The following is a 17186-nucleotide window of genomic DNA, read 5'->3' as shown; positions in this document are numbered from 1 at the left end:
GCTGTCTTTTTGTAAAATGCTTTAAAAACAATGACTTGCATCTTTTGCCGGTTAGCAAGTTGAGGTTTGTCGCGGTACAGTAAAGGACAGCACCACCACGACGCGGCACGGATTCGGCACATGGCCGAAAAACGAGCGCGCGCCGCGGCGGCACAAATCCGTCACACCATCATCCCCTGTTATCCGTCTGGACTCGCGGGTCGGCCTGCATCTTGCCCCGGAACCACGACGCGATACCCAGCACCGGCGCCATCGTCGCCATCACCCCGGCCTCCGCGCCGATCATCCCCGGCAGCTGCGCCAGCACCTGCGGATTCTCCCCCCCGAACATCACCCCCAGATAGCACGCTGCAACGGTAATGCCGCTGATCAGCGCCAGCAGCCCGAAGCAGAACCCGATGAAGGGTCGCCAGGAATAGGTCGGCCAGTGGTCCGACTTGGCTTCAGCCTGCATCGTCGCGTTGACTGCTGCGGTGTCGGCCGTGTCCGCCTGGATCTCGGCCAGCTGTACCGCCTGGCTGATCTGGTTCAGCTGCTCGCTGTGCCGGTCCAGTTCCTGCTGCAGTTGCAGCGCCAGCGTCGGGTTGCCGCGCACGGCCGCCAGCGCGTCGTCGCCGCTCGAAGTGCCCGTCACCTGCTGGGCGATGCTGACCACCTTCTGCGCGGCGTCGGCGGCTTTGTCGCTGCCGCTGATCCACTTCACGATGTCGGGCACGAACGAGGCCAGGCCCATAGCGATAGAAATCGGGTCCATCAAACTGCTCCTTTCAGCATGTTGCGGGAGATACGCGCCGCCCAGCCTTTGCCGAATGTCGGCCAGGTGCGCAGCGTGGTCATGTAGGCCAGCCGGTAGGCCAGGAACCGCAGCACCGAGCGCGCGGGGTCCATGGCGTTGGCGGCCTGAATGGTGGCCTGGCCGATGTGGCCGTCAGGATGAACGCCGACGGCGTTCTGCAGCCACTTGGCGGGGAATCCGCCGTTGTAGGCCGCGTCCAGCACCTGGAACGCGAGCGCATCCGGTAGCGCGTCGCACTGGAATTTGTCCCAATACTCGCGCTTGGCGATGGCCTGGGCGGTGGCCAGCGGCATGTCTCGCATGGCGCCGGTGTAGCCGGCGGCCACCGCCACGCGCTTAGTTACGCCCCACATGGTTTCGCCACCGGGGTCATGCGGGTTGTTGCTGTAGCCGCCCTCGTTGCCGATGAGCGCGGTGAATGCTGCGTTGAAATTGGCCATGAGCCCTCCTATCTGACTACATGAGACACGAACGCGCCGGCGGCGCAGTAGACGATCAGTTTCACTACCTCGAAAATCCCGTTTTCCCGGCGCCCGTCGATGCGTCGAATCTCCTTCCAGATCGCGTCCTGCCCGGATTGCAGCGTCGAGATATGCGCCTCGACGGTGGATATGCGGGCCTGCGCGCGCGTCATTTCCTGCACGGCCGACGCCAGCCCCTGCATGTGCTGTGCCATGGCCGACATCTCGCGCTGCATCCCTTCCATGCGCTCGTCCAGCCGGGCGACCGTTACATCCTGGCTTTCTCCCATCGACTCCCCTCCAAATTGATAGCGGCCCCGTAGGGCCGCTTGGATTTAGCTGACGATGTCGTATGAAATTCCCGACAGCGAAACGTAGGTAGAGCAATTAGCTGTACCGCCGACCACTTCATTTACTGTGACCACTCCATTAGAGCCAACAGTAATTGGCACGGAATAAACGTTATTCGGAGCGACAAAGCCTACTGCGCTATAGCGTTTATTCGATACTGGCCGCGCCCAATATGGCAACGTGGCAATGACGTTTGAAGTCCCGGGCGTCAAAAGTCCTTTCAACGATATTTTACCGCCCAGCAAATCGACGCCGAATTGCTCATTGCCGACGCCACCTTGATTTGCCCAGCTATTTGACAGTGTTGGCGGAGTGCTACCAGAAAGCGAGCTATAAACGGCGGGTGTCGCCACGTCCTTGAACAGCATATTCACCAGCAGTCGCGGGCTGCCAGTAATGAAATACACCGCATCGCTGGCGCTGGTGACAGACAGAACGTTTATGCTCAATACAGAGCCATAGCCCACATTTACCGCATTCTGTACGTTTGTAGCCTCAAGGCGGCCGATTTCAGAAACCAGCCCGGCGCCGCCCTGCATATTGTGAGCGACCGCGAATATAGTATTTCTGGCATCGATTGACTTTATGCTGTTCCGTTGAAGGCTTTGACCGGCGGTGCCATTCATTGATACTGCGGTTCTGCCTGCGACCGTTACGCCGAATTGATCGGAGAAAATGTGGTCTATGTCGATGCTGCTGATTGCATAGGGTCCATCCCAGGTGTAATAAACCGAGAATGGATACCCTTCGCAATGGATGGTGCCAATTTTGATATCGTCCAGATTATTGGCGTGGGCGTTCAGCATCACCCCAGCGTTGCATTGCGATGTTGCATAGGGAGCGGTGTTAATTGGCCCAGCTGCTCGGCAGTAAATACTTTCCACGTCTACGCCGCCTGCAATTTGCGTAGCCCCGGCATCGGCCTTGAATATAACCGAATCGGATTGATTCATATAAGCTTCAATCCGCTCCACGAATGCGTTCTTGCACTTTATAACGACGCCGTGCTGGCCATATACGGCCATTATCACGCCGGAGGTTTCCAGGCCTTGGAGCCCTTCGCCGATCAGCATGGCGTGCGTCGGTGCGCCTGGAGAGCTGCATAATCCGATAATGTTATGCAGTTTGGACGACATTTTCGGTGCAGCCGGTGGGCTGGCAGCGGTGGTTGTGTCCGGGTACGTGAAATTGTAGGCCTCAGTAATGCCAGCCGCTTCAACGCCTCCATACACGTTTTGCAGAACGGTATAGCCGCAATCAATACCAAGGTCGGACATTTCAAACTGATTCGCCCACGCCAGCAGCATGCCCTGAATAATCGTGCCACCAGTAAGCGCTTTGCAGTCGTTGGTTAGCGACGGCATTTTACGCCCGACCAGTTTTACATTGTCCTTGGAGATATATTTCCCGCTGCCTACACCGCTCATTCCCACCGCATATCCATTTGGCGGATAGGTTTTGTCCTCCAGTTGAACGATGCCGCCAGATGCAGGCAGGGCGTGGATTGCCAGGTCTACGATATTGTTTTGCGTCCCCCACCATTCCGGGCGAACAAAACTGTTTGCCGATATAGTGACGTTGCTATTCGGGGTAAACATCTGCCCCATCGTGTCCTCTAATTCAGACGTAAATACATAGGTCGGCAAATAGCAGACACCGGGTATTTTCAGCTTTTTATGGACGGCAGCCGCATAAATATCTGCCGCCTGAACGGCAGCGGTGTCATTGGTTACGCCGTCGCATTTTGCCCCGAATGTCTGGACATTGATGTTTGATCCGACGGGGGACAATTTCCAGCGGCCGCCGTCGGTGGCGACGATGATGGTGCCGTTATTGTCTGCGCTGGTGGTGTCCAGCGGGTCGAGGTAATAGTTTCCGCCCCCGCCATCCCCCTGCGCATCGTGCCCGGTTACAAACGCATTTGGCGCACCGGTTTTAACGAGCGCACGCACTGCGGTTAAATTCGGCACAACATGGCTATATGTCGAAACGGGATTCAGCAAAACGAATTGCGTCCCGTTGTAGAAAAAAACCGCGCCGTTTGCCGGGATATCGCCTACCGACACGGTTTTCGCGCCAGGTAGAACAATCGGGACTGCCCCGACGCTGTTGATATTCAGCGTCGGGCTCGTCGTCGCATTGGAGCCGACCATTACCCCACGGAAAACCTGCCCAACTGCATAGCTCTGAAACGCTGGCAGAACGGTGGCGACGATGGTGTCAGTTCCGCCCACGCTGGTCAGGGTCTGGACGGTGTTGTCCTGAACCTGGGCCAACGCGGCATAGTCGTTTCGCGCCTGGCCATTGGCCACCCCCGTATGTCTGAAGTTGCCCATCGGCAGGTTGGCAGTGGGGGCCGCCTGGCCATCGCGCGGCACGCTGTTGGTGATTTCCGACCCGATGTCGGAAATGGTGCTGTTGAACGCGTTGGGGTCCATCAGCGTGCCAGCCTGAACCGGGTTACCTGCCGGCGGGTTGTATTGCCCTGATCCGTTTCGCATTTTCATGCTCCATGAATGAAGAAGCCCCGCCAGAGGCGGGGCTTGTCGATGGGGTGATGTGGTGTTACGGCGCAGCTTGGGCGCCAACGTTGGCGGCGGCGGCCGGCGTGCCGCGCAGCGCCTGCAGCAGCAGCGGGCTGACGGTAGTCTGGCTCTGCAGCAGCTGGTTGGCCACGTCAGGATTGAGCAGCGCCTGCGCCAACTGGTCGGCCGCGCGCCGGGTGGCGGCGTCCTGCAGTGCGCCAGCGCCGAGCCAGCCGCCCATGGTGCCCACGCCAGGAATGACGGTGCCGATGGCCGCCGCTGCCGCTTTCTGGGCGGTGCCGCCGGACGAGCCTTCTCCGGTCAGCTGTCGCATCAGCCAGTCGTTGGCGGCCAGGTTGGACAAGGTGTCGCTACCGGATGATTTCAGGCTGTTGCTGATGGAAGAACGTTGCAGATCCTGCTGGACGCCCGTCAGGGCTGCGGTGGCATCGTCGCTGATGCCGTAGTCGGAATTGCGCAGAGCGCGCGCCAGCGCGGAGTTGTAGCCGTTCAGCGTAATAGATGGATCACCAGCGGCGTTAAGAGCGCGATTGCCAAGGTTGTCCAGAATCGACTGTCCGGCCTCCATGTCGGAAATGGGTACAGACGCGTCTCGATACGATTGCCGCGCACTCGCGTAATTTGGAGACTGCGTGTCGAGCCAGTCGAGGAAATTCCCACGAAGATTCCGTATCGCATTTTGCTCTGCGCCCGCCATGCCGGTCCGTTGCCCTTCGTCCAGCATAGCATCGAACGCCATCTTCATATAATGGCCGCCGGTGCCGGTCAGGTCGCCGTCGTCGGTGATGATCGGTGCGCGATCCATCGAGTTGGCGGCCAACTGGCGCGCGCGCTGCAACGCCGACGCGCCGGCCGGCGTGGACAGCAGATCCGTCAGCGTCGAGTCAGGAACATACGATTCCTGGCGCGCCGCGGCGTAGAGCGGACCGGCGGCATCCTGCCGCGCCTGGATTGCACCTGCCATGGCGTCCGGCGTACCAGCTACCCCCTGGATGGCCTGCAGGCGCGCTGCGTTGTTCTCGATCGCGCGCTGCTCGAACATCGCCCGGTACTGCGGCAGGTTCGAGACGGCCTTTTCCAACTGTACGGCCTGCGGCGTCTGCAGCACCTGCGCCAGCGTCGGCCGCGAGCCCGGCACGAACTGTTGCGCCGGCGTGCGCAACGCGGCGGCCAGGTCGGCGGCGTTCGATGCCGTGCCGGCTGCCGGGCCCGCAGCACCAGCAGGCGCTGCCGCGCTGGCGCCAGCCCCTTCAACTGCGGGGGCTGTTGCAGCGGATTGCGCCGGCGTGCGCAACGCGGCGGCCAGCGTGTCGGCGGCGGTTGCCCGGGGCGAGATTACCGGTTTGGCGGCCTGGTAAAGGCCGCGCGCGCCATTGGCTGCACCGGATACTGCGCCACCGATAGCACCGCCGATGGCGGTTTGAAGGGCTTTTTCCTGCCAATAGCTGGGCGCTTTGCTGCCCTGGCCGGTTATCAGGTCGCTCATGGTCGGCGGCACGGCATTCGTAACGGGCTGCATGGCACCGACCGTTGCGCCCTGGGCGACGGCATTGGCAATGCGCCGGGCGCTGGCGCTGCTGGATACCAGCGGCAGCCGTTCAGCGATAGATCCGGCCCGGCCCAGCAACGACGCGCCGCCGCTGGCCAGGAATGGTGCCGCATCACCAATCGCTGCGCCGGCTACGCTGGCGGCGTTGGTCGGCGTGTTCGCCTGGTATTGCTGCTCGCGCTGCGCCATGTAGGCGTTGTTGTTCTGGGTAACGCCATGCCAGTACCGCGAAACAGGGTTGTCCGGCAGCATCTGCAGCCCTGCATCCACCCCGTTATCCAGCAACTGGGACGCGCCCAGAACGGGATTTAGCAGGTGGTGCTGACCGGCACGGATGAAGTCGCCCACGCCGCTGTTCGCCAGATCCTTGCCGAGTCCGCCCGGCAGTACGGCCGACAGCGTGGTAGCGACATTGTCGGTGGCTGGAGTAGCCGGCTTTGCGGCTTTGGTCTGGGCAACCGGCACAGGCGACTTTGATTGCAGGGCGGCCAAGATCGGGTCGCTCTGCCCCTGGCTACCGGCTGCGGCCGGCGCTGCCGTACCAGACAGCGCGGCCATGATCGGGTCGGCACCGGCCGGCGGCGGTGCGGCTTTCGCGGCCTGAGCCATCTGGGGCTGGGGCTGCTGTTTCAATTGCTGGAAGTAGCCAGCCACCTTGCTCACATAGTCTTGCGTGCGCGGCCCCCAATTCGCCGGGTTCGTGCCGCCGTGATACTCGGTGACGGCCATCTCCGGGTCGCCGCCGTTCCGTTGCAGCGAACCAGCCAGCAGCTGCGCCGCGCCGTCAATAGCCTGCGCGGGGTCGCGCGGGTCGATGCCGAGCTTGTTGGCGATGCTCTGCCGGATCTGCATCAGCCCGATGGCGCGGTCGTTCGGGTCGCCGACCGCCGGCACGGGGCCGACGGCGGACAGGTTGCCTTTCGGGTTCTCCTGCATCTGAACGGCGCGCAACAGGTCCGGGTCGATCCCGTACCGGGCCGCCGCGGCGTGGAAGAGGGGATCGAGCCGGTTTGCCATCACATCCATCCTTGCTGTTTGACGAATTGGTATTTCCGCAGCAGTTGGGCCTTGTCCGCGGGCTGCAGCTTGCCGACGAACTGCTGCAGATCCTGCGGGTTCATCAGCTGCATCTGGGCGATGCGCGGGTCGAAGTTCTGACGCCACATGTTGTCGAACTGGTTGTACTGCGTGGCGTCATTCCCATGCTGCGCCATGTACTGGCTGGCGGCGGCTGCCTTCGCTTGCAAGGCCATTTCGCCGGCCTTGTTCCAGGTCGCCAGCGCCTGCAGCGCCTGCGGGAAATGCTCATCGTTCGGGTTCGCGTGCATTGCGGCGTTGAGCTGGCTGTCGGTGCCCGTGCCACCGGACGCCTGCCATTGCCGCAGCCCATTCTGGGCCAGGAATTTCTGCATTTCCTGGAATTGCGTCACGCTGTCCTTCTTGCCGGCCACCAGCGATCCCAGCACCGGAGAATTGGCGGCGTACCCCAGAATTTTGTTCTGCCAGGCCGAGCCCGGCCCGGTGTTCACGCCGTTCTGCGACAGCTGGATGATGTTGTCCAGCACGTTGACGCGCGTAGGGCTATCCGTCGCTGCCGTCGTCAGGTCGTTGTAGCGTTTGGCGTTGGCCTGGGCGATGGTGACGCGGCTGTCGTTGGTGCCTGCGATTGGTGCCGGCCGAAGGTTGCCGCCAGCCGCTTGTCCCGGAGCCTGGTATCCGGCGAACCGTCCGCCACCGCCCGCCGGCGCGCCACCTGACGCCTGCAGCTCGCTGGTGAAAACCGGGTTTCCATCGGCGTCGTATGCCGTCATCGGTTTGACGGCAGCCGCGCCGGCCGCTTTGGCCTGTGCGGACGACTGCACGGCAGCAGTGCCGCCCTGTACTGGCACCATAGCCCATGAGCCATCCGCGGTTTGCACGCTCTGGAACCCCTCAGGTGCAGCAGCTGGCATCGTGGTGATGTGTCCGGTGCGCGGGTCGACCAGGCCACCGCCTGGGCGCACGGGGACAGGTGCGATGTAGTTGTCCTTGGCGATGCTGTCCTGAAGCACCTGGCGCCCCAGCTGCGACGACGGGTCTATGCCGGCGGCGCGCAACTTGGTGACGACGTCCGGCGCCTTGTACTGCGACAGCATCGCCTCGGTGTATTTGTCTGGGTTCATCAAGTACATCGCCATAGCCTGCTGCGGCGTCATGCCCGGCAGGGTCATGGATGCGCCGCCGGCAGAGGGCGGTGTAGCCGGAGGAGGGGCCGGAGTCTGCCCAGCGCCGCCACCATCTCCGCCGCCGCTGCTGGACTGTTGCAGAGCCTGAGCGAGTGCCGTCGCCTGCCTGGTTGGCCCAGCCGTTGCGCCACGCTCGGCCAGAGCCTGCAGCGCGGCGGCATATGCGGGATTGCTGCCGTTGCCAGCATCGGATAGACCCGGGTCGCTCTGTTGCTGGGTCGCCGGTTGCGCGCCAGCGCCGTCGGCGCCGAATTGGCCGCGCAGGTATTGGGCATACTGCTGGTTCAGCTCGCTCTGCTGCGACATGGCATTTTTGGCCATGGCCGCGCCGGTCCAGGTTTGCAGCATGCGCGCGAGCCCCTCCAGTGGGGACTGTCGAATCGCCACGCCCCCCACCGATTGGAGCGGCTGCGGTTGCATACCCTGGTTCATGGCCTGCATGCCCACCTGGCGTTCCAGCTCGATCTGCTGTTGGGTTTGCGCCAGGTTGGGGTACAGCAAGTTCATGCCGTTCATCATGTTGTCAGCCATAGTTCCAGCTCCATGATTGTTGAGGCGCAGGGGTCATGGTGGAGTACGGCATCGAGGTATCTACCGGTGGCAGCTGCTGCTGGTTTTGCCGCTGGCCACCAGCCATCTTCCCCATGCTCCCGAATCCCTGCTGGATCATCTGCGCTTTTTGCTGTGGGCTCAGGTTGTTGAACATGCCGAAAAGCCCAGAGCCGCCAGAACTGCCGGCAGCCGCTTGGTATGGGCCGCCGAACTGCATGGCGTCACCGCCCAGCCCGGCAGTGCTGACGCCGTAGTCCGCGAACGTCGATCCTCCAGCGGCCGCGCCAGAGTCAGCGCCCATGCTGGCAAGTCCACCAAGCCCACCGCCAGACCCTGCGGCCGTCAGCCCGTACCCTCCGGCTCCGGCCTCGGCTCCTGCGCCCATCTCGGCAGCGCCGGCCCCAGCACCCGCGCCGCCAGCACCGCCGGCCCCCATCAGCGCGCCGCCGCCGAAGATAGAGCCGATGACGGCGGCCGCGGTGGCATCTGGGTGGTTTTGCGTCCAGCCGTTCCCCAGCTCCAGCGTGGAGTTGGCGTGCATGGCGTTGTGGGTTTTGTAGATGTCGTTGAAGGGGATTTTCCCGGTCAGCACGTTGCCCCACCACTTAGTCTCCGACCAGGGCATCTCCAATTCTTTGCCGACGAATCCTAATACGCTCATATCGCCCCCATGTTCACCGCCAGGTTGCCACCGCCCGCATCAAATACTGCACCAGGGGCGACGCGGCGGACGTCCTGCGCCATATAGCCGACGGTGCGCGGTGCGCGGTCGGACTGCCAGAGGTAGCGGAATGCGTACAGCGCCAAGCCGCGCACGCCAGTACCGATGCGTTGCACGGCCTTTTTCAGCCGCCGATCGGACAACATATAGGCCGATCCCAGCATACCGCCTAGGCTGAACAGCCCATTCATCATCCCTGCCGACTGGCCTGCCTGGGCGTTGTAGGCGTTCAGCTGGCCTTGATAGGCCATCTGAGTCGCCGCCATGGTGTTGGTGGGGTTCATGCTGACGCCAGGTGCGCCGCTGAAGTTCGGCATCTGCACCTGCGAACCGGTGCGCAGCGCGTTCAACTCGTTCAGAGGCTGGTTGCGCATCGTCAACTGGTTCTGCAGCATCTGCTGGTTGGCGCTGTTGTTCAGCTGGGCGTTCTGCATGCCGATCCCGAACAGGCCGGCCTGCGCCGTGTTCTGCAGGTTGGCGTTTTGCAGCCCTTGGTTGAACAGCTGGTTCTGGTACTGCATGCCCTGCAGGGTGGCGTTGTTGGCGGCCTGTGACTGCGTGAATCCCTGCTGGCGCGCCTGGTTGTCCATCGCGTTGTTGTAGGCCTCGCTACCGGGCGTGATGCCCTGGTTTGCCAGCTGGGCAGCCAGCGACTTGTTGGCCTGGTCCATCTGCGGCTGCAGCAGCGACATCTGGCTGTTGTAGGACGCATTCGTCGCGTTCTGGGCCAGGCCGGTCAGATCGCCGCCGTTCACCGGCCCAGCGTAGCCAGGCATGCCGCTGGTGCTGACGCTGGACTGCACGGCAGGCATGCCATTCGTAGACACCGGGCTAGAAAGCTGACTGCCCACATTCCCCAACAGCTGGTTGGAGGTGTTCTGCATCATCTGCGAACCCTGCATGTTCGAGTCGTACAGATGCTGCTGGCCAGGGCTCAGGTTGATGGATTGGGACCAGATCGGCGCGCCCGTGGTGGGGTCGGTGCCGTTCTGGGTCCAGGTGCTGTTTCCGAGCGGGGTATAGGTGTTGGTGCGGTTCAGCGCCGCATTGTAGGCGGCCGTCTGTTGGTTGCTGGTAGTCTGGGCGGCCGCGGTCGCCGTAGGATCAGGCGCGGCCGGCGCTGAGCCACCTTTGCCGCCACCCTCCAGGGTGGCGAGCTTGGACGTGCCGAAGCCTGCCGGCCGGAACGCACGCTCCGGCAGCATGGTGAAGTGGTCGTATCGCATGGGAAACCTCAGAGGAAACGGCAGTCCTCGCGCCGCATGATGTAGACGATGGCGTCGCCATCGGGGAAATAGTCGGCCAGCGTGGCCTCTTGCCGGAAGCCGAGCCGTTCATCCAGCCGACGCGCCCGCATGTTGCTGGCACCCACCAGGCCGGTCAGCCGACGCACGCCGAGTTGGTTGAAGGGGTAGCCGAAAATGTGCCGGTAGAACTCACGATTCAGCGCGCGCGGGTCGTCGCACCGGCTATGGATGGCGATGGAACTGCCCGTCCAACTGTCGTACATGACGCCCACCACCAGCTGGCCGTCGACCTCCATGCCGATGGCCGGATTCCCCTCCACCCACCGGCCGCCGGCCGCCTCGCAGACCCAGCGCCCGACGCGTTCGGGCTCATCGAAAATGATCCGCTTCACATCACGCTCCCGATCTCGAATGCAAAATCTGTGGCCATCCACTTCACGTTGGCGCCATTCGTGGTGATTTTCAGGTGCAGCGCCGCGGTGTAGCCCATACCCGTTACCGACTGCCAGTTATTGATGATGGTCTGCCCATACGGCCAGGTCGACGTTCCCCATATCGCCGATCCCCACATGGCCATGGTGATCGGTGCCGTGGACATCATGCCGATTGGCGGCGTGGTGTCGTAGTCGATGTTCAGCATCATCAGGAAGGACGGCTGGCCAGACGACGAAAAAATGGGTTTGGCGGATGTCCAGTTCTTCAGCGTGGCCGGCTGTCCGAAGTTGCTGAACGCCGGCAGCGCCTCTGCCTGGATCGCTGCGCCGTTGTCGCTCCATCCTTTCCAGGCCTGGGCAACGATGCCGGCGCCACCGAAGTACAGCTGGTCGTGAAACACCTCGAACGCATTCGCGTTCCATCCCTGGAACTGGCACCACGCGCCGGTGACGGTGTTCTGCACATACTGTTGCTGCTGACCCTGGCTGACGGGCACGTTGACGATAAGGGCGTTGGCGGTAGGGTAGGCGATGGCCTGCCACCCGTAGTTGTTCGGGTAACTGCTGGTGGCGTTGCTGATTGCCCACTGGATGTTGTCGGTCAGCGCGGACTTGTTGTCGCTCACGTCGGCGAAGAACCGGCCCTGGTTCATGCTCTGCAGCCCGTCCTTGCTCAGGTAGAGCAGGTCATCGCCGAACCGCGTCAGGCAGCGGTTGCCCATCGGCGAGCCGAACTGCCAGACCCCGACCAGCGACCATGTGGTGAGCTGCGATGGGTCGGTGCCCTGGTAGATCGCCACCTCTCCGGTGTTGGAGACGAAAACCGTCAGATCCTGGGCGCCGAAACCGCCCGTGACGCTCCAGCTTCCAACCGCCACCAGCTTGCCGCCGTTTCGGAACACTGGGCCGACGTCGAAAATCTGTGCCGCGCCGCCCAGCGACTGCACGGGCAAATAGGCCGCCTGCGTGCCGCCAATCACGAACCAGATCCGGGATTTTGCCGTATGTACGAATGAAATCTGGTTCAGCGGGATGCCGGTAATGCTGATGGGCGAGCTGGTGGCCGTCACCTGCTGCCAACTGCTGCCGTTGTACAACTGGGGGTAGTCCAGCCCATTCACTGCATAAAGGAACGTCCCGCCTGGTGTCGTCATGTGGGCGGTGACATACCGGTCGGATGACTGGCCGGCCACCGCGGGCGCGCCGACGGCGCCGGAGTTCGTCACGTCGTAGATGCCAGCGCTGGACGCGGCAAACAATCGTGCGGCCGGCCCATTGTAGGCGAACACGCTGTCAACCTGGCCCGGCAGCCCGGTGGCCCAGTTCTGGAATCCAGGCCTGATTTCCACATCCGATGGAGTGGGGAACATGTTGATCAGGATGCAGGCCATGTTGGCCGGCATGTTGGCAATGGCGTCCCGCGCGTTCCAGCCGCCTACCGGCGCCGGCACGCTGACGCCGCTGGTGGTGGGCGAAAACGATGCCATGAGGTCAGGAGCCTATGTTTCCATACCCGGTATCGGGGATGTTTGCTGTGGAGATGAAGGGGTTCAGGCCTGAACCGCTGGTCAATGACAGATCGCGCATGCCGGCCTGGGAGGCGATTGCCCGATCGCGCGCGCGCTTCCAGTCCTCGTATTCGATGCTGAACTCCAGCCCCTTTTTCCGGCGGTAGCGCCAGATGATGCCCAACACCATCACGTTGTCGTCTAGCAGGTAGGTGTCCGTGTCCGCGGCGAACTGCGGTTGCGGCACATTGTTGGCGGACTGGCACCAGCAGTTGCTGTAGTACTCGTAGACCAGCGTGTTGTTGTCGGTGGGGCTGGGGACCGGGAACAGCACAAACTGGCCGGCTAGGACACGCCAGCGCCGGCGCGGCCCCAGTGGCACCACTGCGGACTTCAGCACCTGCCATTCCTGCGGCGTTGCCGGGCCCAGCAGCTGCCAGCGCATGCTGCGGTCCCATGCCGTGCCGGGGATGAGCATGTCAGCGTCCGCCGGCAACGCGTAGGTGTCCTGACCGCCTACCACCTGCCACACGAACTCCCGCCGGAGCATCTGCCACCCGTCAATGCTGGTCCCGATGGCATGCATTTCCTGCCCTTCGCGGTTCGCCAGCGCCAAAAGCTGCTTGACGGTGGGGTCGATGGACCCGATCACCTGGGGAGGCTGGATAATGCCGATTTCGGCACACGCATCCTGTATCAGCTGCAACAGGGATTTGTGCCCGGCGGGAGTTAGCGCGCTCATGCGTTGCGGCTCCTGCGAGAGGTGCTTTCAGCAGCTTCGGCGGCGGTGCGCGGCTCTTGCAGCTTATTCTGCAGGTCTTCTATCTGAGCCTGCATGGCAGCCATGGACTGTTCCATCCGGGTGATGGTGTTGTCGCGGGCCTCCAGCTCGGACTGCATGCGCGCCATCGGCGCATTGCCGGCGGCGGCTTCCAGCCAAGTCCGGGCGCGGTCGCGCAGTTGCCGGCCACCGAGCCAGGACAAATTGCCGTCCGCGAGTGCCGCCAACTGGTCGACGGTGTGGATGTTCAGCGCCTTCAGCTCGGCCACCTCCACCTTACTGATCTGCGGCCACTGCTCCAGCGGAATACCGTCGCCGTGCTGCGTCATCTCCTGTTTGAAGGCGGCCCATTGGTTCGGGAAGCGGCGCAGGTCAGAAGGACCGGCTTCATCGTCCTGCAGCTTGACGGGGCGGACCACCTTCTTGGTCTTGTCGCCGGGGAACAGGATCGTGATGAAAGGGATTTCGCTGAAAATCGGCCGCCCTTCTTGCTGGCTCTCGAACGGCTGATGGACGGCCTCGGTGTGGAATTCGACGTATAGGCCGGTATCGTTGCCATGGGATACCTGCGCGATGGTTTGGCCCGGGGAAAAACTGTATTTTTCCGGGGCGAATGCGTCGTTCATGGGGTAGTCCTTTGTGGGTTATGCCGGGCTGACGGTCAGTTGTTCAAAGTGGGGATGTAGGGCTGCTGGGCGGCGGGCTCGGCGTGTTCCTGCTGGGGCGCGGCATACAGCGATGCCGGCGCCGCCGGCGCTTGGCTGAATCCGCCGGGGATGTGGGACACCAGTTCATTGAACGCGGCCACAACTTCGTCAGCGTGGGCGTGCGGATCGGGGTGGCGGTTGGTAGCGGCGAAGGCCAGCGCGATCAGGCGGATTTCTTCGGTGGTGATGTTCATGGCTGCTCCAAGAAAAGAGAAGGGCGGCCGAAGCCGCCCTGTTTGGCGATCAGGTGATGGCTCCCTGCGCCAGCGGGAAGGTGCCCCACAGCACCGCCTGGTTTGCCGGCAGCACGATCTGGCCGTTGCCGCTGCCGATGGTGGCGCCGGCCGCCGACGCGTACTGCACGCCCTGCATCTGCAGCGAGGCAGACGCGCCCGGCTGCACGCTGCCAGCCGCGCCGAAATACGCCTGGCCGCCAACCGCAGGCGCGCCCGAGGTGTAGACGATCATGGCGCCACCTACCTGGAACCACGCCCACTGACCGGCGGGCGGGTTGCTGATCGCTGCGCCCAGAGACAGGCCGGAGTTTTTCACCCCCGCCCACGGCTGAGCCTGCAGGATCAGATTGCCGTTGCCATCCAGCGTGTGGGTGAACTGAACCACCTGGCCCGCGCCGATGCCGGCCGTGTACGAGCCGACGACAGTTGCGTTGCCGGTCGGCGTGTTCGGGTTGGCAATCGGCTGCTGGCTGTTGGTGTCGATCACCAGGCCGACGTTGAAAGTCAGCGTGGTGGTAGACGGCACCGACGCGACGATGAACTGGCCGTTGTAGCCTGCCGGCTGAGCGCCAGCGATGGAGATCGCCGCGCCGACGGCCAGGCCATGCGGAGCAGTCGTGGTCAGGGTTGCTACCCCGGCCGCCACGGTGATGGATTGCACGGCCTGGGCCGCGATCGGTGCAACCTGGGCGAACGCGAAGAAGCCGCCGCCCAGCACCGAATGGGTGCCGTCCACGAACTGCGACGGCAGGTTGTAGCGGCCCATTTTGCCGGCGTTCGGGCCGACCAGCATTTCCGGCCCCGGGCCGACCGGGTCGACGCTGCCCAGATCGACGGTGCCGATCAGGGCGTCCTGCATAGTCCAACGTGCCATGTTGTTCCTTTCCTTACGCGCAGAGCACGCCTTGCAGACGACGGTTCGAGCAAGTCATATTGCCGGCAAAGCCGATGAGCTTGACCATCGCGTCTTGGTTGGTGGCATAGCGGTTATCGCCGATCGGCGCGAAGTTTCTCGCGCTGTGCGGCCGCAGGAAGATGTAGTTCGTGTTGAGGAAATACATGCTGTTCGCCGGGGCACCACCACCGACGCCACCATCCGGGACCACGTCGGCGCCCATGAACTTCAGGGACTCGAAGCCGGCCTCGGCCATCTCGGACGAGGTGATGCGTTGGATGGCCTGCAGGCTGGACAGGTAGGCCAGGTAGTAGTTGTTGTCGGCGACGATGAGGTCGGTCTTGTCGGCGCCACGAAGCAGGTTGATCCACAGCTGGTTCATGTAGCCTTGGATGTTCTGCGGGGTGACGGCCGCGCCACCGTTGCGCAACGCGGAAAACGCCAGGTTGCGCCAGAACGCGCCGATGCTGGTGGAGGCGTCGATACCGCCCACCATGCCCTGCGCGGGGTTCTGGCTGACCAGCAGCTGCAGGCCGCCGATTTGACGGCCGCCGTCGGCGGTGCCGTCGCTGTAGCAGTCCAGAGCCACGTTGTTGGTCATGGTGCGTTCGGCGTTCGAGATCCGGCCCTCCAGCAGGTCGATAACCTGCTCCTCGCCGCTGTTCTGCAGCTCCTCCAGGCCGCTGATGCTGATGGCCACGGCCGCCTGCGCGTAGTTGAACTCCGCGCCGGTGAACACGTCGGACGGGCTGATGTTCAGCTGCTCATAGCCCGAATACCGCTTGTAAGTGCTGTTCTCGGCGTATTCCAGCTCTTGCACGATGGTGCGACCGCCGGACACTGGCTTGACCTTGCCTTTGCGCTTCAGGCGGTAGAGGAGGGCGTTGTTCTTGGTGAAGTTGTCGGCGATTTTCCCGCTGCGGTTGCGCAGCGTGGTGGTGACGATTTCCGTCATCGTTGCCGACGGGTTCTGCAGTCCCATGTGGGCTCCTTTCGATTCGGTTCAGTTCAGACCTGGCCGCGGGCGGCGCGGAGGCTTTGTGCTAACTCGTCGCGCAGGCTGAGGTTCTGGTTTGCGGCTGCGGGGGTGACACTGCCGGGCGCGCCGCTGAGGCTGACGCCGGCAGCTTTGGCCTGCTGGGCTCGTTGGCTGGCGGCCTGGGCTGCTGCCTCCCTCTGGTCAGCATCGTGTTTGCTGATGAGGTTCTGGCGCAGGTCGGGCCGTGCCCATACGGCGCGTTCGTAGGCATCATCCAGGCTGCTCGCCATCCCCGACTGCAGAAGCACGGCCATGTCGCCGCGCACCTGTTCGAAGTGCGGTTTGCCTTGCTGGAACGCCTCGATCTGGCGCTGCATGTCAGCCTGCTGGGCTTCATGCTGTTGCTGTACCCCTTGCAGTTGCATCTGTTCGAGCTGCTGCAGGCGCTTCTGCATCGCTGCGACGGCAGGGTCAACTTGCTGGGGCTGGAACTGCGCCACGGCATCCAGTGGAATGGCGTAGTCGCGCAGGATCTGGTGGACCATCTGGATTTTCTGGTCCGGGTTGCCGTAACGCAGCGCGGCGTCGGCGGCGAACAGGTGCTGGGCGGCCACCACCGGCGGCACGTTGAACTGGCGGATCGTGTGTTCGAACGGCTTCAGCGCCTCGCGGAACTGGCGGCCGGTCTGGCGCTCGTCGTCCATGCGGCTGAACTGCTGCTGCATCTGGGCTTCGCGGGTGGCGATGTACTGCTGCGCCTCCGGCGGGATTTTTTCCCAATGGGGGCGGGCCTCGGCGGACCAGCTTGGCGGCGGCGCGGTAGCGGCTGCGGGTTGCGCAGCGCTGGCATCTGCAGCAGGCGCGGCCACGGCGGTTTTGTCCACCGACTGGGCAGCGGCTGCTGCGGCAGCGGGCGCGCCTTCCGGCTTCGCAGTGAAGCGGCCCTGTTGATCGCGCGCGGCGGTGCCGGGCTTGGGCTCGCCCTGGCCGGTGGTCTGCTGCTCAGCGGCCGGCTTCGGCTGCGGCGGCGGGTCATTCGGCGCGCTGTTAAGTTCGGTGTAGGCAGCCTGCAGCTGCTCACGCAGGGACTGTTCGCCGGCGTCGTTCTCTTCCTCGCCGCCGGGGACTGCAGTAGCGTGTTCGCTCATGGTGGTTGACTCCAGAAATGACGAAGGGCCGCGCGTGGCGGCCCTGGTGC

At 63.4% G+C, this 17186-nt stretch carries 16 protein-coding genes; all 16 read right to left on the bottom strand.

What is annotated here, in order from left to right; all coding sequences use genetic code 11:
• Nucleotides 1-169: 169 nt before the first annotated feature.
• A complete protein-coding gene (locus MY55_RS21420; RefSeq protein WP_080509564.1) occupies nt 170-754 on the bottom strand; it encodes a 3TM-type holin in 585 nt (194 codons plus the stop codon).
• Nucleotides 754-1236 (bottom strand): glycoside hydrolase family 108 protein, encoded by a 483-nt coding sequence (locus MY55_RS21415; RefSeq protein WP_047236951.1) that lies wholly within the window; start codon nt 1234-1236, stop codon nt 754-756. Before MY55_RS21415 ends, MY55_RS21420 begins: the two co-directional genes overlap by 1 nt.
• A gap of 8 nt (nt 1237-1244) precedes the next feature.
• Nucleotides 1245-1547: a hypothetical protein gene (locus MY55_RS21410; RefSeq protein WP_047236950.1), complete on the bottom strand. Its 303-nt coding sequence runs from the start codon at nt 1545-1547 to the stop codon at nt 1245-1247.
• A gap of 45 nt (nt 1548-1592) precedes the next feature.
• On the bottom strand, nt 1593-4109 hold the full coding sequence (locus MY55_RS21405) for a hypothetical protein (protein WP_155419304.1): 2517 nt from the start codon (nt 4107-4109) through the stop codon (nt 1593-1595).
• 64 nt (nt 4110-4173) lie between these two features.
• Nucleotides 4174-6720, bottom strand: a complete 2547-nt coding sequence (locus MY55_RS21400) for a transglycosylase SLT domain-containing protein (protein ID WP_157889410.1) — start codon at nt 6718-6720, stop codon at nt 4174-4176.
• The gene (locus MY55_RS21395; protein ID WP_047236948.1) at nt 6720-8459 is read right to left on the bottom strand and encodes a hypothetical protein; all 1740 of its coding nucleotides are present in this window, start codon (nt 8457-8459) and stop codon (nt 6720-6722) included. Before MY55_RS21395 ends, MY55_RS21400 begins: the two co-directional genes overlap by 1 nt.
• A complete protein-coding gene (locus MY55_RS21390) occupies nt 8452-9141 on the bottom strand; it encodes a hypothetical protein (protein ID WP_065203007.1) in 690 nt (229 codons plus the stop codon). The genes MY55_RS21395 and MY55_RS21390 overlap by 8 nt, the downstream gene beginning before the upstream one ends.
• Nucleotides 9138-10427 (bottom strand): tail fiber domain-containing protein, encoded by a 1290-nt coding sequence (locus tag MY55_RS21385; protein WP_047236946.1) that lies wholly within the window; start codon nt 10425-10427, stop codon nt 9138-9140. Before MY55_RS21385 ends, MY55_RS21390 begins: the two co-directional genes overlap by 4 nt.
• An 8-nt stretch (nt 10428-10435) precedes the next feature.
• On the bottom strand, nt 10436-10840 hold the full coding sequence (locus MY55_RS21380; RefSeq protein WP_065203006.1) for a GNAT family N-acetyltransferase: 405 nt from the start codon (nt 10838-10840) through the stop codon (nt 10436-10438).
• Nucleotides 10837-12369 (bottom strand): hypothetical protein, encoded by a 1533-nt coding sequence (locus MY55_RS21375; RefSeq protein ID WP_065203005.1) that lies wholly within the window; start codon nt 12367-12369, stop codon nt 10837-10839. The genes MY55_RS21380 and MY55_RS21375 overlap by 4 nt, the downstream gene beginning before the upstream one ends.
• Nucleotides 12370-12373: 4 nt before the next feature.
• On the bottom strand, nt 12374-13132 hold the full coding sequence (locus tag MY55_RS21370; protein WP_065203004.1) for a phage adaptor protein: 759 nt from the start codon (nt 13130-13132) through the stop codon (nt 12374-12376).
• A complete protein-coding gene (locus MY55_RS21365) occupies nt 13129-13797 on the bottom strand; it encodes a hypothetical protein (RefSeq protein WP_047236942.1) in 669 nt (222 codons plus the stop codon). Before MY55_RS21365 ends, MY55_RS21370 begins: the two co-directional genes overlap by 4 nt.
• Before the next feature lie 35 nt (nt 13798-13832).
• The gene (locus MY55_RS21360; protein ID WP_065203003.1) at nt 13833-14072 is read right to left on the bottom strand and encodes a hypothetical protein; all 240 of its coding nucleotides are present in this window, start codon (nt 14070-14072) and stop codon (nt 13833-13835) included.
• Nucleotides 14073-14121: 49 nt separating this feature from the next.
• On the bottom strand, nt 14122-14988 hold the full coding sequence (locus tag MY55_RS21355; RefSeq protein WP_157889409.1) for a hypothetical protein: 867 nt from the start codon (nt 14986-14988) through the stop codon (nt 14122-14124).
• A 13-nt stretch (nt 14989-15001) separates the two neighbouring features.
• On the bottom strand, nt 15002-15991 hold the full coding sequence (locus MY55_RS21350) for a phage major capsid protein (protein ID WP_065203001.1): 990 nt from the start codon (nt 15989-15991) through the stop codon (nt 15002-15004).
• Nucleotides 15992-16017: 26 nt separating this feature from the next.
• Nucleotides 16018-17136 carry a hypothetical protein gene (locus tag MY55_RS21345; RefSeq protein ID WP_065203000.1) on the bottom strand — a complete coding sequence of 373 codons (1119 nt, stop codon included), beginning with the start codon at nt 17134-17136 and terminating at the stop codon, nt 16018-16020.
• Between the last annotated feature and the right edge of the window lie 50 nt (nt 17137-17186).

Source organism: Chromobacterium subtsugae (assembly GCF_001676875.1).
GTDB lineage: Bacteria > Pseudomonadota > Gammaproteobacteria > Burkholderiales > Chromobacteriaceae > Chromobacterium > Chromobacterium subtsugae.
The sequence above is the reverse complement of the archived record's forward strand: the minus strand, read 5'-3'. Positions and strand labels throughout refer to the sequence as shown.

Coding starts and splice junctions, on each gene's coding strand:
- MY55_RS21420 (WP_080509564.1), bottom strand. CDS start 754: ATGGACCCGATTTCTATCGCTATGGGCCTGGCCTCGTTCGTGCCCGAC.
- MY55_RS21415 (WP_047236951.1), bottom strand. CDS start 1,236: ATGGCCAATTTCAACGCAGCATTCACCGCGCTCATCGGCAACGAGGGC.
- MY55_RS21410 (WP_047236950.1), bottom strand. CDS start 1,547: ATGGGAGAAAGCCAGGATGTAACGGTCGCCCGGCTGGACGAGCGCATG.
- MY55_RS21405 (WP_155419304.1), bottom strand. CDS start 4,109: ATGCGAAACGGATCAGGGCAATACAACCCGCCGGCAGGTAACCCGGTT.
- MY55_RS21400 (WP_157889410.1), bottom strand. CDS start 6,720: ATGGCAAACCGGCTCGATCCCCTCTTCCACGCCGCGGCGGCCCGGTAC.
- MY55_RS21395 (WP_047236948.1), bottom strand. CDS start 8,459: ATGGCTGACAACATGATGAACGGCATGAACTTGCTGTACCCCAACCTG.
- MY55_RS21390 (WP_065203007.1), bottom strand. CDS start 9,141: ATGAGCGTATTAGGATTCGTCGGCAAAGAATTGGAGATGCCCTGGTCG.
- MY55_RS21385 (WP_047236946.1), bottom strand. CDS start 10,427: ATGCGATACGACCACTTCACCATGCTGCCGGAGCGTGCGTTCCGGCCG.
- MY55_RS21375 (WP_065203005.1), bottom strand. CDS start 12,369: ATGGCATCGTTTTCGCCCACCACCAGCGGCGTCAGCGTGCCGGCGCCG.
- MY55_RS21370 (WP_065203004.1), bottom strand. CDS start 13,132: ATGAGCGCGCTAACTCCCGCCGGGCACAAATCCCTGTTGCAGCTGATA.
- MY55_RS21365 (WP_047236942.1), bottom strand. CDS start 13,797: ATGAACGACGCATTCGCCCCGGAAAAATACAGTTTTTCCCCGGGCCAA.
- MY55_RS21360 (WP_065203003.1), bottom strand. CDS start 14,072: ATGAACATCACCACCGAAGAAATCCGCCTGATCGCGCTGGCCTTCGCC.
- MY55_RS21355 (WP_157889409.1), bottom strand. CDS start 14,988: ATGGCACGTTGGACTATGCAGGACGCCCTGATCGGCACCGTCGATCTG.
- MY55_RS21350 (WP_065203001.1), bottom strand. CDS start 15,991: ATGGGACTGCAGAACCCGTCGGCAACGATGACGGAAATCGTCACCACC.
- MY55_RS21345 (WP_065203000.1), bottom strand. CDS start 17,136: ATGAGCGAACACGCTACTGCAGTCCCCGGCGGCGAGGAAGAGAACGAC.